We start from the raw sequence: 15,272 nt of genomic DNA, 5'->3' as shown, positions 1-15,272 counted from the left end.
CTGCCTTCGGCGAGTGTGTTGACCGTGCCTAGTTGCCGCGCTGCACAAATACGACAGTATCTTCCAAGGTCGCCGGTTTGCCGTCGGGATCGGTGACCTCGCGTTCGACAATTTCGGCTCGCAGGATTGTCCACGCATTCGAGTCCAGGCTCAGCGATTCCAGCTCGGAATCCGGGGTGGGGAATCGATGCTGAGCCATTTGTTCGTTGGAGGCCCAGGAGGGGGCCGCGGCGTGCGAAACCGCCAGCAAATGCCCGCCCGGGGCTACGAGCGAGGCGGCCTTCTGCATGATTTCTGCCCGCGGAATTTCGAAGGGGGCTTGGAAAAAGCTCAGGGTCACCAGGTCAAATCGCTCTTCGCTGTCCCAGGTGGTGAGATCCTCCGCGATGAAGCTGGCGTCTTTCTCGCTGAGTCCCTGCTCCTTTGCCGCGGAGCGTGCCCGTTCAACCGCGGTCGCAGAAATATCGACACCGGTTGCTTGCCATCCCTTGTTCGCCAGCCAGATGGTGTCTGCACCCTCTCCGCAACCGAAGTCCAGAGACCTGCCCGAGGGAAGATCTGCCACGATCTCGGCAAGCATTTTGTTGACGTTCCCGGACCAGATCCGTTCGGACTGTCCGTAGTGGCTCTCCCAGAAGGCCACCGCGTCCGGTGCTGTGGTGTGGTGGTGTTCGTGCATTGAGTCCCCGCTTAGCGATCATTGAAAGTAATGCCTTCAGCCTAAGGTGATTCCGCGATGCTGGCATCCGAATTTGCCTCACGCGCAAAAAGTGGGATCGCAATCGATGAAATTCACTCGTGGAGAGCCAAAGTTCGAGATAATTCGCACCCCGGTGGATGCGGAGCGAATGAGTGCGAGCCGGGCTCAGCCCGTAGGCTTTAACAAAACGAATCCGCACAAGAACCAAGGACATTTCATGGCCAGCAAAAAGAAGCAGGGCAAGAAGAACTCGGGCGCAGGAAACCCCGCAAAAGCAGCACAGCGCGGCCGCAGCGTCTTCAAAGTCCAGGCAGAAATTTCGGTAGATGCGATGCGCGAGGACTACGCCGCGTGGGTCACCGAAACCGTGCCGGCCTTCGGCGCCGCGGAAGCCGCTCAGATCGCTGAGATCCAGCTGGGCGTGGTGCGCTCGGTCGGCGCCGAATATGCCGAACTGGCGCGCAGCTCCAATCTGCGAGATATCGACCCAGAGCTCTTCGGACAGGTATTCGCCGAATTCTTGGTGAACCTGCCTGAGGGCCTCGAAGCCGAGCCAATCTTCACCGCCTGGCTGGACTACTTCTCCTTCCTGACCTCCCGTGGAACCTGGGAAGGCGGGGAAGAGAACCTCACCGAACTACGTGAACTGCTCGACGACGCGCTGAAGGGTTTCGCCGAGGAAGACGCGGAGCTGTGCGCACTGCTGCGCGGCACTGAACTGTACGCCAAGGTCAAGGCCTTCTCCGAAGCTCTGGGAGACGGCGTGGACATCAGCGCGTTCAGCGAAGCCGACAATGAGGCACGGGTTCGCGTGATGAACGCGGTCGGTGTGGACGCGGCGACGGTGAAGGTCGACGAGCCAGCCCCGGATGTGTTCGCCCACGTCTGGAACGCGGCCATACTCTCAGTTGTTGACCCTTCCGGCGGCAAGATCGTTCGCGACGAAGAGGCCTTCGCGCACTTTGTCGAAGGCGAAGAATCCGAGAGCGCGCAGCTGCTCTTCGAGATGGGCGTCGGCTGCGTGCAAAGCCACCTGATCCCCAACGATGCCTTCACCGAACGCGACGAAGCATTCTTCCTGGTGCTGCGGAATCTGCTGGTCACCGCCGTCACCGGCCGTGAGGCTGACTTCGAAGGGCTACGCCGCAATTGCGGTCCGAAGAACTTCGACGCGGTTCTTCCCGAAGCTCGTGAGGCACTGGCCTCGCTAGCAGCGTTTGGACTGCTTCAGGTCAAGGGCGAAGAGTACGGTGTTGACGAGCGACTGCTACCGGTCATTTCTGCAGGCCTGAGCGAAGCGGAGAGCCTGATCGAAGAATCGGAATAGGCTTGCCGGCTACTCCGGGGAATCCTCCGCTCTGGCGAAAGCAATTTTGATGAGCTGACGCAGAATCTCCATGTCGATATCCTCCAGCTTTTTCACGTAAACACAGCCTGCTCCCTCGGTGTATTTTCCTAGCCGGGGGAGCAGTTGTGCGCCAGCTTCCTGATCTTTCAACCCGTAGATGGACAGTTGCGCCTTGCGGGGAGAGAAACCGGTCTTGAGCCAGATTCCGGTGTTCCTGGAGTTTGATGGTGAGACGTAGGTGTACTGCCCGTAGCCAACAATCGATGGCCCCCACAGAACCGGTTCAGCCCCTGTGACCTCGCGAAAGATGCTGTTGAGCAGTTGGCCGTCTTCGCGTCGTTTTATCGGGGTGGCCGACTGGATGAAGTCCTCCACGCTTGCGTTGGTAGGTCGGGTTTTCGCGGTGCTCACGTGGTCACCGGTTCGGGCGCTTGGAAAATTCGAGAGAGCTTGCGGTATTGCTTGCTGCTCATGGCCAGCAAGGCCACAACCACCATGATTAGTCCCGCGCCGAGGAAGATGAGCGCGATACCTCGTGCATCGCCCTGGCCAACGAGCCAACCGAAGCTTGCATCGCCCTCTTCGGTCTTCATGAACGGAATGATCAGGTACTGGGCCACCGGGGCGATCATAAATGCGGTGATGGGCGCTGCCGCGGCCTCCATCATCTGCGCAAACCCGAAGACCCGTCCCTGCCGCCGGAAGGGCACGACTTTCTGGATCACGGTCTGCTCGGAAGCTTCAACCGCCGGGATCAGGATCATGTACAACCAGATCCCCACGATGTAGAGCCAGGTCCATTCTCGGATGGTGAAGAGCGCACCGAGCATGCCCATCACCACCACGGCCAGCAATAGGGTTCGAATCGGGTTCTTGCCCAAGCCGAACTTGGCGATGAGCAGGCCGCCTATGATGAACCCCGTCGAAGCCAGGCCAAAGACGATGCCCCAGGCTTCTACGCTCATGATGGTCAGCCCATAGGGATCCATCAGCGCCATGTAGACCCCGCCGATGAAGTTATTGAACATGGAGAAAATGATCAGGGCGAACAGGCCCGGGATAGCCAGAACGGTGGTGAATCCGAGTTTGAGGTCGGTTCGCTTGGTATGCCCCGGTTCCACCTCGGGTGCTTCCTCGGGCAGCGATACCGTCAGCAAATGTACGAGCGTCACCACGACCAGAACCAACGCCAGGGTGAGCGTCCACCCCATGCCCAGCAGGCCAATGGACAGCCCGCTGAACACGCTGGTGACGATGAATGCGATGCCCTGCACCGTACCGACCAGCCCATTGGCGTTGGCGTGGCGTTCCACGGGAATCAGCAGGGTTACGGTGGTCGACAAGGCGATGCCACGCATCTGCTCAACCACGGCGCCGATGAGGATGACGCCGCAGAACAACCAGAATTGCCAACCGCCGATATTCAGGATGGCTTCGGTGGGCAACCACAGGTAGATCAACGCTGCCAAAGTGAACATGAGAGCGGTGAACACCGCAGAGAACACGAACACCGATTTCTTCTTGTGGTTATCCACGATGGTTCCGAACACCATGGAGAACAGCGCGATCAGCAGCATGAAGGTACCGCCGATGATTCCGGTGGCCATCACGTTTTCGGTTTCGAGGTAGACCCAGAACGTCAGCGCAAACCACAAGTAGCTCGTGGTGAGGTTTGCTACGGCGGTGTTGACGAGGATATGCATGAAGGATCGCTGCCCGTCGCGTGGAACCCCTGGGTTCGGCGCGATCGAGTCTAGTTCACGATCCGGAGGTACATCGGTCATCGGAGGGTCCCATGTTCATATGGTGCGCCAGTGTGTAGTAGTGAAAAGAATACTGACAACTACCGACAATGTCAGCGGGTCGGATAGGGAGCAACAGAACTTGTTGGCTCACTTGCCTTCGCGCAAATAATTATTCGGCAGGTCACATCCGGGAAATCAGGTTGTCATCGGATGTTGCAAGGCTATGAATATGGAAATCATCTTCAGGCAAGTCAGCGCCGCCGATCCGGCCGTGGATTTATCGATCGCTGAGCACTTGCGTGAGCTGAGCCCGACCGCGCCGCCGGAAAGCCGGCACGCGCTGAACAGCACACAGCTCGGGGAAAATGACATGAAGATATTTGCCGGCTACCTCGGAGGCCAGATCGTAGCCTTGGGGGCGTTGCGGAACCTGGACAAGTCGAGAGCCGAGTTGAAAAGCATGCGCACCGCAGCGGCGCACCGCGGCAGGGGATTAGGCCGCGCGATGCTGGAACGTCTGATCGGGCAGGCCCGTGCGACCGGCATCAGCGAGCTCTATTTGGAGACTGGAACACACGATCATTTCATTCCTGCCCGCAAGTTATATGCTTCGGCCGGGTTCACCGTTTGCGAAGCGTTCGGTTCCTATGCCGAGGACCCGCACAGCGTCTTCATGCATCATCGGCTCGACTGAATCGGGCGCTGCTGCGCCTTAGCCGCCGAGTTTCCCGCCCAAACGCTCACGCATTCTCAGGCTTGCCTCGTTGAGGCCCAGTACCTGAACCTGCTTGCCGTACTTCTCGTATTTATCCGTCACGGAATCCAGCGCTGCGATCGTGGAGGCGTCCCACAGATGGGAGGCGGACATATCGATGATGATCCGTTGCGGATCCCCGGCGTAGTCGAACTGGGTGTAGAGGTCGTTGGAGGAAGCGAAGAACAATTCGCCGTCGACGGTGTAGATGGCCGCTTGGCCGTCTTCCACCCCGGTGACGCTGCGTTTGACCGTCACGAAATGCGCCACCCGGTTGGCGAAGAGCACCACCGCGGTGAGAACGCCCAGGCCCACACCGATGGCCAGGTTGTTGGTGGCCACGGTGAAGACCACGGTGACAACCATGACCGCAGTTTCGCTCTTGGGCATCATCTTCAGCGTGCTCGGGCGGATGCTGTGCCAATTGAACGTCGTGAACGACACGAAAATCATGATCGCGACGAGCGCCGCCATCGGTATCTGCGCCACGATGTCGCCGAAGAGCACTGCAAGCAAGAGCATGAATACGCCGGCGAACATGGTGGATATGCGGGTACGCCCGCCGGAGGCCTTCACCCCGATCATGGTTTGGCCGATCATGGCGCAGCCACAGATTCCGCCAAAGAATCCGGTCACGATATTGGCGGTCCCCTGGCCCCATGATTCTCGGGTCTTGCTTGACGGGGTGTCGGTGATGTCATCTACGAGTTTGGCCGTCAGCAGCGATTCCAGCAGGCCAACGAATGCGACTGCCAACGCATAGGGCGCGATTACCTTCAAGGTCTCCATGGTGTAGGGAACCTGCGGGATGATGAAGAAAGGCAGCGAATCGGGCAGCTCTCCCTTGTCTCCCACCGTAGGCACGGTGACCTTGGCGAACACGGTGATCAGGGTCAGCACCACGATCGCGACCAGCGGGGCGGGAACCGCCTTGGTGATCTTAGGGAAGAAATAGACTATGCCGAGACCGAGCAGCACCAGCGGGTAGACGACCCACGGCACTGCCGTTAGCTCGGGCATCTGTGAGAGAAAAATCAGAATGGCCAAGGCGTTGACGAAGCCGAGCATCACCTGTCTGGGGATGAAGCGCATCAGCTTCGCCACACCTAGCAGGGCGAGGACGACCTGAAAGATTCCGGCCAGAATGACCGCGGCGAACAGATGGTCCACCCCATGGCTTCGCACCAGGGGAGCAACCACGAGGGCCACCGCGCCGGCGGCCGCGGAGATCATTGCAGGACGGCCACCGGTAAAAGCGATCACGATCGACATCGTGAACGAGGCGAAAATACCGATTCGGGGATCCACACCGGCAATGATCGAGAAGGCGATTACCTCCGGAATCAAAGCTAGGGAGACCACAAGCCCGGCGAGCAGCTCGGTCTTCAGAAGCCTCGGAGACTTCAGCGTGCGCCATACGGATTGGCGCTCTAGCGGGGACAGGTCGGTGGCCACGGTCGCCATAAGGGCTCCATTCAGTTAGACATCCCCGAATCGAAAATGCGGAGGGGACCTGACAAAATTATCTCATTTGCCGAAGCCTCAGCCAGCGCCGCGTGCATGATGCGTACTACATGTCCGAGGCGAGCAGCCCCAAACGCAATCTTCGATTAGGGCCCCGATGGATGCCCCGAACTACGCTGCCTCTGTGGACAACGTTTTATTTCTGTTGGCGATCGGTGTGGGATTTTCAACCCGGGAAGCTCGTGTGCACCGTGGTGTGGGCGTGAGGGACATGGTCGGAGCCCAATTGCCACCACCGTTTTCTTACGAAATGCCTCGCCGCTCGAGGGCGCCCGGCTTAACCAAGAATTCCCGCCGGCTAAGCCGGCGGGAATTCTAACGATCATCACTCGCACCTTCAATGAGGTAACTCCAGACTAAGAGTCGACTCTGTGCTTGAGCTGAGTAATTCCGCGAGATAACCCGACAATCAACTATCGGCCCGCTGACGAGGATTATCTTGCCGATTAACAAGAGCATCCCGCCGGTTGCCCGGCGGGATGCTCCCGATCATCACTCGCACCTTCAATGAGGTAATTCCACTCTAAGATACGACTCTATGCTGGAGCTTTGGTTTGGCTCGGTATTCAAGCAACGGGTAGCTTGCAGTCGAACTACCTGGCGCCGGGACCTAGGATCCATCTGGAGGCGAAAGAAAAAGAACTACCGAGTAAATGATCTGGGTGTTGGCTATTGGAGCTTCTCGGGCAAGCGCGGAATTTTGAGTCTAAGGTCTTGTCGGCCCGCTCGGCAATCGACACCGGAGCGACCGGAAAAGTTTGCCGATCATTTCGTCGACAGAGTCCTGGCCTTGGGTGGGAACCGCCGGGCTCGTGCCGCACAGTGGGTTGAACGGCCAAAATTGAAAAGCTCCCGTTGGATACAATCCAACGGGAGCCTTACGATCATCACTCGCACCTTCAATGAGGTACTTGTAACTCTAAGCGCGCTTTCTGTGCAGGCACTTTGGCTGCGCTTCGGGTTTCCCGGTTCTAGAGCGTGCCGGGTCCAACAGGTATCTCTTCCCCGACATATACCTTGCCACCGCTTTCAAGGAACTGCCGGCTTTTCTCAGCCATCCCGGCCAATGCAGCCTGTGCCTCGGCGGATCCATATTCATCCCGAATGTCTTGGGAGATCCGCATGGAGCAGAATTTCGGGCCACACATTGAGCAGAAGTGCGCGGTCTTCGCTGGTTCCGCCGGCAACGTCTCGTCGTGGAACTCCTGCGCCGTAACGGGGTCCAGTGAAAGGGAGAACTGGTCATTCCAGCGGAATTCGAAGCGCGCCTTGCTCAGCGCATCATCCCGCGCCGTGGCGCCCGGGTGGCCCTTGGCGAGATCCGCCGCGTGCGCCGCAATCTTATAGGTGATCACCCCGGTCTTCACATCATCCCGGTTGGGCAGGCCCAGGTGCTCTTTGGGCGTGACGTAGCAGAGCATCGCGGTGCCATAGCGGGCGATTTCGGTCGCGCCGATTGCGCTGGTGATGTGGTCATATCCCGGAGCGATATCGGTGACCAGCGGGCCGAGCGTGTAAAACGGCGCCCCGTCGCAAAGCTCCTGCTGGCGTTCCACATTCTCGCGCACCAGATGGAAAGGGATATGCCCGGGGCCTTCGACCATCACCTGAACATCATATTTCCAGGCACGCTTGGTCAACTCCGCCAAGGTATCCAGCTCGGCGAACTGGGCCGCATCATTCGCGTCCGCAATGGAGCCTGGACGCAGCCCGTCGCCCAGGGAGAATGCGACATCGTAACGAGAGAAAATCTCGCAGAGTTCGTCAAAGTGGGTGTAAAGGAAATTCTCCTGATGATGCGCAAGGCACCAACCGGCCATAATCGACCCGCCGCGGGAGACCATTCCGGTGACCCGGTTGGCGGTCAGCGGGATGTAGCGCAGCAGCACACCTGCATGAATGGTCATGTAGTCCACGCCCTGCTCGCACTGTTCGATGACCGTGTCGCGGAAGATCTCCCAGGTCAGTTCGTTCGCTTCGCCGTTGACCTTTTCTAGTGCTTGGTAGATCGGGACGGTGCCGATGGGAACCGGCGAGTTGCGGATGATCCATTCACGGGTGGTGTGGATATCGTCGCCGGTGGAAAGGTCCATCACCGTGTCGGCACCCCATTTGGTAGCCCACTGGAGTTTGGAGACTTCCTCGGCGATCGAGCTGGTCACCGCCGAGTTGCCGATGTTCGCGTTGATTTTTACCAAGAAGGCCTTGCCGATGATCATCGGTTCGGATTCCGGATGGTTGATGTTCACCGGAAGGATTGCCCGGCCGGCCGCTAGCTCGCTGCGCACCAGCTCGACATCGCATTCTTCGCGCAGGGCCACATAGCGCATTTCCGGGGTGATGACCCCTTGCCGTGCGTAGTGCATCTGGGTGACCCGAGTCCCGGGTGCCGAACGCAACGGTGGTGCCGAGCGCCCGGCCCATTCGGCGCTCGCCGTGCCGCGGCGGACCGCGGATCTGCCATCATCGTGCAAGTTGCGCTCACGCCCGGCATAGGTCTCGACATCTCCACGCTCACGAATCCACGACTCTCGAAATGGTTTCAGCCCCGTGGTCGGGTCGCTCCCCGGGCCGCTGGTGCGGTACACCTGCAGCGGTTCGTTCGGCTCGCCGTTGGGGGCATCTGCCAGCTGGATCTGCGTGACAGGAACCGAAATTCCCTCAGACTCACGGTAGGCAAGGGTGTGGGCAGAGTGCTGTTCAAATTGTTCCACTGTGGGAAACTCACTTCCTTCGCCGGCATTACCCGGACAGGTTCAACGGTCGCGGACGGCGTTAGCCCGATCTCAGCCCCTGCGAGGGCACCCGTGTGGTCTCAAACAAGGTATCACGACTGACAACGTGGACTTGCAAGGAAGACGAGAAACTTTAAAGTGAAAGGCTCCCATTGGGCAATATCCAACGGGAGCCTTACGATCATCACTCGCACCTTCAAGGAGGTGTCTACGACATTACCCGGGGTTTCTATGTCAAAGCTGAGCATAAACTCGGCAATTCCGAAGAGCCGGGGTGACTACTTGTTCAGGCTGAGTTCCTGCGACGCGTCGACTTCGATCGCGGTCTTCTTCGCGGCGCTGGGAATGCAGGCCGCCAAGATTGCCGCGACCACGGAAATGCCAGCTCCAAGTATCAGCGCCACGCGGAATCCGGATTCTGACGGTAGTGAAGCTCCGCCGAAATCGGTGGTCATCTGGGCCAGCACCAGGCCGATGACCGCGGCGCCGGTGGTCGTGCCCAGCGAACGCATCAGCGTGTTAAAGCCATTGGCCGCAGCCGTTTCGCTGCGGGGGACTGCGCCCATGATGATCGCCGGCATGGCGCCGTAGGCCAGAGCCACACCACCGTTGATGACGAGGCTGGTGAGCATCAGGCTCCACGCGCTACCCATGCCGAGCAGGGTCAGGCAGTAGCCGACGGCGATGACCGAAACGCCAAGTACCAGCGTGAACTTCGGGCCTCGTGCGTCGGAAAGCCGCCCGCCGACAGGGGAGAGCACCAACATCATCAGGCCGCCTGGAGCCATCCAGAGGCCGGCTGCGAGAATCGACTGGCCCAAGCCATAGCCGGTCTGCGACGGCAGCTGCAGGATCTGTGGCATGACCAGCATGCTGGCGTACATTCCGAAGCCGACGAAAATCGAGGCGATATTTGTCAGCAGCACGCGCGGAATAACAGCGGTGCGCAGGTCAACCAGCGGATCCTTGGTCCGTGTTTCCCAAATGCCCCAGATCAACAGCGTGAGGGCGGCCATTCCGAACAGGCCCAGCGTCAGCGGTGCCGCCCAGCCCCAAGAGGAGCCCTTGGAGACGGCAAGCATGAGCGAGATCAGGCCAATGCCCAGCCCAATGGCGCCCAGCCAGTCGAAGCGCTGTCCGGCGGCGCCGGCCGGCAGGGCAGGAATGAGTTTCCAGATGGCGACAACTACCAGCAGCGTGACTACCGCGCTGCCGTAGAACAGGGCGCGCCAGTTGGCGAAATCAATGACGGCGGCGGAAATCGGCATGCCGATGGCGCCACCGACGCCCAGCGTGGCGCTGACCGTGGCAATGGCCGAAGACAGGCGTTCCTTCGGGACAAGGTCACGCAGCATGGCGATGCCCAGTGGCACCATGCCCGAGCCTAGGCCTTGCAGTGCGCGGCCGACGATCATGACCTCCACCGTGGGGGCCATGGCGCACACGATGGAACCGAGGATCAGTGGCAGCGCCAGGATGAGCAGCATGCGCCGTTTGCCAAAGAGGTCGCCCAAGCGCCCGGAAATTGGTACTGCCACCGCGGCTGCAAGTAGCGTGGCGGTGATGATCCACGCGGTGTTTGAGGCTGAGGTATCAAAAATGCCGGGCAGCTGTGGGATCAGCGGCGTGACCATGGTCTGGGTGATCGACGAAGCGATGCCCGCGGAGGCGAGAACGGCGACTGCTAGACCTGAGCCGGGAATCCCGGCAGAGGTGGGTTTGGACACGAGAGCCTCTCAGAGTGAATGTGTAAGATACATAAAATGTTCATAATACATGTTCGGGTATGATCGAATGAGTAGAAGTGGAGAATTAGGTACATGAAACGCCGCACAGCAGATATCGAGTATGAGCAAACGCTGCTCAGCCGCTACACCATCGCGCAGCGCCGAAGCGGTGATGGCTTGGATCGCAGCGTCTATCTGCTGATGAGCCGCATCGAAGTCCAGGGGCCGATGTCGATCGGTGAAATGAGCACGGTTTTTCTCCTCGACGCCTCGACCCTGCAACGTCAAACCACCACCGCTGTGCGGGACGGCTATCTCGAACGAATCCTCGATCCGGCGGGCAGTGTTGCGCGAAAGTTTGCCTTGACCGAACTGGGGCAGCAGCGGCTCACGGAGGTTCGCGAGCATTCGGTCAGCGCAATCGACCGCATTACCTCGGATTGGCCGGCCGAAGAAGTCAACAAATTCGCAGAACTTCTGCATAAGTTCAACGCGTCAATCGAGGACTACCGCGAACAGCAGGGCGGTAAATAGTCGGCTACGCGTCAAGGGTGCGTAATGCATATAAATCAGCTCGCTGGTGCTCAAAAGTATGTATGCCTGCCTATATTCCCGGGATTCAAGAGCACCTAATGTTGAGTCCATGACACAGCGCACGCCAGCCGCGGCCCAACCACTAAATGTGGCAATCGTTCCGGACTCCTTCAAAGGCAGCGCCCGGGCCAGCGAAGTCGCGGACGCGATCGCCGCAGGGGTGAATGCGGCTGCTACCTCTGTGGCCCGTACGGTATCGATCACCGCCGTTCCCTTTGCCGATGGCGGCGAGGGAACCCTCGATGCGTTGATCGACGCTTGGGGAACCGAAGCGAAGGTCGTTGAAACAACCGATGCGCTGGGCAGGACCGTCAACTCGCGTTTCGGGTTGTCTGCAGATGGAACGACCGCCGTGATCGAGGCAGCGGAAGCCGCGGGATTGCCCCAGGTCAGTGACGTACCGCGGCAACCACTTCAAGCCACCACTTTTGGGCTGGGCCCACTTGTCATTCAAGCCTTGGAGCTTGGAGTGCAGCGAATCATTCTTTGTCTTGGTGGCTCGGCCACCACCGATGGCGGAGCTGGATTGCTCGCAGCTCTGGGTGCGAAGTTCCTCGATGCTCAGGGCAAAGAATTGGCTGCGGGCGGTGGTGCGCTGAACGACCTGGCGAGCATCGATATCTCCGGTCTGGATTCGCGAGCTTCTCGAGTCAAATGGCAGATCGCCTGCGATGTCACCAATCCGTTGCTGGGAGAAAACGGGGCCGCCGCGGTTTTCGGACCGCAAAAGGGCGCCTCGCCCCAGGAAGTGGAAGCACTGAATGCGGGACTGGCTCGGCTCGCTGACACCTTGGAAACCGCGTCCGGTCGAAAGCTGCGCGAGCAGCCCGGCATGGGAGCCGCCGGCGGCTTGGCGCTCTGCCTTGGATCTTACTGCGAGGTTGAGCTCGTGCCCGGGTGGGAACTGGTAGCGCAGGCTTTGAACGCGCACCAGATTCTTGCCGACGCGCAGCTGGTCTTTACCGGTGAGGGGCGCCTGGATTCGCAATCCCTGCAGGGCAAGGTGGTCAGCGGGGTGCTGCAGGCTGCGCGCAGAGATGCAGACATTATCGTGATCGCCGGATCCGTAGACCTTGCCGAGGAGCTGCTCGCCGAGTCGGGAATTCTCGCAGCCTATTCGATAGCACAGGGCCCGGCCGATCTCGATGAGCTTTCATCGCAGGCTTTGGAGCTCATCCGGCGCACCGCATATCAGGTGGCGCGCACTTACCTGCATTAAAGTAGGCGCCTATTCGGGCGCTTGCCGGATCGGCGCTGAGCAATCCGGCATTCATGATCACGCGCACCGGCTCCTCGTAATATTCGCCACTGTCCGCATGGCTCCCCGCGTAGTTCGGCAGAAGACCCGAATGATTACACACCTGAGTTGAATCCTTCACACCAAGATTTTCACAACAAATTGGGCGAGTGGCCGTGGTGTGCCGCTGCAGACGGACCCGACACAAACGCCTCGGTCCGGATCCAGCTCCATGGGCGTTGCGCAGGACCAGATGCCCGTGACGTGAAACGCGATATTGAACAGGAGCATGCAGAGATTCTTGCTTCGGTCCTGGATCGCGATGCGCGATGGGCCGGTGAACTGTTGTGTAACGGCGCGGCGAGGCTCCCCTGTTCTCCGCACGAACCGTCCGCTTCCTGAACGCGTAGTTCAGGACGTAGTTGGTTGCGTAGGAGGGGAAGTCTAGGGCGAACAATCTGGGTCGGCCCGGAAGTCGTGGTGTGTATGGAGCTAGGAACCGTGAAATTCAGCTGTTTTTGAGGCCAATTTTTCGAGTCTGAGATGCCGAGGTGGGGAGTGGCGTAGCTTCAGAAGCGAGTCGCTCAGGGTGGGCGCGCGCGGATGAATAATCTTTTGGATTGCTCCGAGCAGGCGACCGGGCGGACAGCCGGGAATATCTAGCCTGCATCGTAGCTTGGCACCAGTATGGCAATCAATGACAAATCGGTACAGAGTGAACAACGCACAGCGCTCGTGGTTGGAGCGACGGGCATCGCAGGATCTGCACTTGTGGAGACCCTCGCCACCGCAGGATGGCCAGTTATTGCCTTGTCCCGCAGGCCGGGGGCTGATCGCGACGGAGTGCGCTGGCTTTCCGCGGACCTGACTTCGGCTGAATCAGTGGCGGCCGTTCTCGCTCCTGAACATCCGACGCACGTCTTCTTCACCGCTTGGTCGCGGCAGGACTCTGAGGAAGAGAACATCGCTGTCAACGCAGGCATGTTGCACGTTCTCTTGGCCGCGCTGCGGGACAAGCCGGTTGCCCATGTGGCTCTGATGACGGGGCTAAAGCACTATCTTGGTCCTTTCGAAGCCTACGCCGCCGGCGAGATGCCGGATACTCCGTTCCATGAAGAAGAACCGCGGCTGCCCGTTCGGAACTTCTACTACGCGCAAGAAGACGAGTTGTTCGCCGCGGCCGCCGAGCAGGGATTCACCTGGTCCGTGCACCGCGCGCACACCGTCATTGGGCATGCTGTGGGAAACGCAATGAATATGGGGCTCACGCTCGCCACGCAAGCAACGCTGTGCAAGGAAACGGGAGAACCGTTCGTCTTCCCGGGCTCAGAAATGCAATGGAACGGGCTGACTGACATGACAGACGCCGGTCTGCTTGCAGAGCATATGCTCTGGGCTTCGACGACCCCTGGCGCCGCCAATGAGGCCTTTAATATCGTCAATGGCGATGTCTTTCGGTGGCGCTGGATGTGGCCGAAGCTCGCCGCGCACTTTGGAGTTGAATGGGAAGGCTACCAACAGGCGCCTCGGCCTCTCGAGCAGGCCATGAGCGGCCGGGAAAGGCAGTGGAGCGAGTTGGCGCTGAAGCACGGGTTGGCGGAACAAAAGCTGGGTCGCATGGCTTCGTGGTGGCACACCGACGGTGACCTAGGGCGAAACATAGAAGTGGTGGCAGACATGGGGAAGAGCAGGGTGGCTGGCTTTACCGGGTATCGTCGAACATTTGATGCTTTCGTGGCGCTGTTCGACCGCTATCGCGTGGATCAACTCATCCCCTAAGTGGTGCCTATCTCTGGGCCAGAGAGACGAGCGTCGCCGCAACGGCTTAGCCGTCCACGTCGAGAATAAACAGGCGCAGCAGCTGGGAATGCGCTGTTATCGAAGCATTTAACCGGCCTGGGCGGGGGATCAAAGGCTGGTGAAAGCGGAATCTCCGTAGGTGGGAATTTTCGCGGGATTGCGGGCCGGCGTCGGGGCGTAGTTCTCCAGCGGAGAAATATGGCGGTTGAGCTGAGGGCGGGGTCATTCCCAGTTTTGTGCACAGAACTGGGAATGACGTACGTAAAACTCGGCACGATGCGCTGTTGACGTACGAAGAGGTTCTCGTAGCGATGGTCAATGACGAGCGAGATGCACAGCATCAGAACGAGTTTATGGAGTCGAGCGATGATCATTTCACCGAAGGCCACCCGTTCATGACGAAACTGTAGCCGGAGCAGGTTTGGGTACTTAACTTCACTGGAATTCCAGGTTCCATCGGCTGAGCAAGAACATGAAAGTTATTGTTAACCCAATGGATCAACTGGCTTAACTAGAACGTTCGCAAGAGTCACTTCCATGAATCGATCAGGGAGAAGCTGAGTCTTTTGGGCTCCTACTTAAGTATTATTGACACGGTGAAATTTATTTGATTTATGATGTTTACCTGAGGTTAGTTAGATATTCAAAGAATAAAACTCGTAATAATTGAGAATATTCACCGCAGGAAACTCGTCCACTGTTAGTTTTATTTACATCAGCACCCGTTGATAACGTGGACTTTTATTCACATCGCACTTTCTGGAGGAATCATGGATCTGGTCAATACTCTTTTGGAGATCATTCTCGGCCTTCTCGGTGGGCTCGGCGGCTAAAGCCCCGCAATGTAGTACTTTTTGATAATGTCCCGCCGAAGGCAAAGCCTTCGGCGGGACATTATTTTTTATTTATGCATTGAAGAGACGGGTTAGTGGCTCGGGCTGAGGAGTCTTGGCCTCGACTCGACGCAATTCTTTATGCGGCGCCATCGGCACAATAGCGCGTTCCTGACGGGAATGTTCGGGCCAGATTCCTAGCCCAGATTTTTCATGGAGACTCTCAAGCCCACCGGATCGGTATCACGCCGGACTTCCGGTGGGTTTCCTGAATT

Annotated in this window: 12 protein-coding genes and 1 riboswitch; of the genes, 6 read left to right on the top strand and 6 right to left on the bottom strand. The window is 58.9% G+C overall.

Translation table 11 applies throughout. The features are described from left to right. Positions 1-28 precede the first annotated feature (28 nt). Positions 29-679 carry a bifunctional 2-polyprenyl-6-hydroxyphenol methylase/3-demethylubiquinol 3-O-methyltransferase UbiG gene (locus tag CQ017_RS12225; RefSeq protein WP_105553948.1) on the bottom strand — a complete coding sequence of 217 codons (651 nt, stop codon included), beginning with the start codon at positions 677-679 and terminating at the stop codon, positions 29-31. Positions 680-917: 238 nt separating this feature from the next. On the opposite strand from CQ017_RS12225, the gene CQ017_RS12220 reads away from it, so the two are divergent. Then, positions 918-2,027: a hypothetical protein gene (locus CQ017_RS12220; protein WP_096282686.1), complete on the top strand. Its 1,110-nt coding sequence runs from the start codon at positions 918-920 to the stop codon at positions 2,025-2,027. Between the two features lie 9 nt (positions 2,028-2,036). Here CQ017_RS12220 and CQ017_RS12215 read toward each other — a convergent pair whose 3' ends face one another. Beyond that, complete coding sequence (locus tag CQ017_RS12215; RefSeq protein WP_105553947.1) at positions 2,037-2,459, bottom strand: DUF1801 domain-containing protein; 423 nt, start codon at positions 2,457-2,459, stop codon at positions 2,037-2,039. Then, a complete protein-coding gene (locus CQ017_RS12210) occupies positions 2,456-3,832 on the bottom strand; it encodes an MFS transporter (RefSeq protein WP_105553946.1) in 1,377 nt (458 codons plus the stop codon). The genes CQ017_RS12215 and CQ017_RS12210 overlap by 4 nt, the downstream gene beginning before the upstream one ends. Positions 3,833-4,022: 190 nt before the next feature. On the opposite strand from CQ017_RS12210, the gene CQ017_RS12205 reads away from it, so the two are divergent. Next, the gene (locus tag CQ017_RS12205; RefSeq protein WP_105553945.1) at positions 4,023-4,487 is read left to right on the top strand and encodes a GNAT family N-acetyltransferase; all 465 of its coding nucleotides are present in this window, start codon (positions 4,023-4,025) and stop codon (positions 4,485-4,487) included. Between the two features lie 18 nt (positions 4,488-4,505). Here CQ017_RS12205 and CQ017_RS12200 read toward each other — a convergent pair whose 3' ends face one another. From CQ017_RS12200 to CQ017_RS12190, 3 genes are all read right to left on the bottom strand, one after another. Then, complete coding sequence (locus CQ017_RS12200; RefSeq protein WP_105553944.1) at positions 4,506-6,011, bottom strand: SulP family inorganic anion transporter; 1,506 nt, start codon at positions 6,009-6,011, stop codon at positions 4,506-4,508. A gap of 1,031 nt (positions 6,012-7,042) precedes the next feature. Further along, positions 7,043-8,785, bottom strand: coding sequence for a phosphomethylpyrimidine synthase ThiC (thiC, locus tag CQ017_RS12195; protein WP_105553943.1), 1,743 nt, complete (start codon positions 8,783-8,785; stop codon positions 7,043-7,045). Next, a riboswitch (TPP riboswitch) is annotated at positions 8,783-8,890 on the bottom strand. Its footprint overlaps the gene before it by 3 nt. Before the next feature lie 194 nt (positions 8,891-9,084). After that, complete coding sequence (locus CQ017_RS12190) at positions 9,085-10,533, bottom strand: MFS transporter (protein ID WP_105553942.1); 1,449 nt, start codon at positions 10,531-10,533, stop codon at positions 9,085-9,087. A 93-nt stretch (positions 10,534-10,626) separates the two neighbouring features. Between CQ017_RS12190 and CQ017_RS12185 the strand changes: the two genes are divergently transcribed. The 4 genes from CQ017_RS12185 to CQ017_RS18410 all read left to right on the top strand — a co-directional run bounded on the left by CQ017_RS12185 (position 10,627) and on the right by CQ017_RS18410 (position 14,574). After that, on the top strand, positions 10,627-11,067 hold the full coding sequence (locus tag CQ017_RS12185; protein WP_096257478.1) for a MarR family winged helix-turn-helix transcriptional regulator: 441 nt from the start codon (positions 10,627-10,629) through the stop codon (positions 11,065-11,067). A 109-nt stretch (positions 11,068-11,176) separates the two neighbouring features. Beyond that, positions 11,177-12,346, top strand: coding sequence for a glycerate kinase (locus CQ017_RS12180; protein ID WP_105553941.1), 1,170 nt, complete (start codon positions 11,177-11,179; stop codon positions 12,344-12,346). 705 nt (positions 12,347-13,051) lie between these two features. Further along, positions 13,052-14,143, top strand: coding sequence for an SDR family oxidoreductase (locus tag CQ017_RS12175; RefSeq protein ID WP_105553940.1), 1,092 nt, complete (start codon positions 13,052-13,054; stop codon positions 14,141-14,143). Between the two features lie 305 nt (positions 14,144-14,448). After that, entirely contained in the window at positions 14,449-14,574 is a 126-nt protein-coding gene (locus CQ017_RS18410) for a hypothetical protein (RefSeq protein ID WP_255248283.1), read from the top strand. Positions 14,575-15,272 lie beyond the last annotated feature (698 nt).

The sequence above is a fragment of the Arthrobacter sp. MYb224 genome (genome assembly GCF_002975455.1).
Classification (GTDB): domain Bacteria; phylum Actinomycetota; class Actinomycetes; order Actinomycetales; family Micrococcaceae; genus Glutamicibacter.
This window is presented reverse-complemented; position numbering and strand designations above follow the sequence as displayed.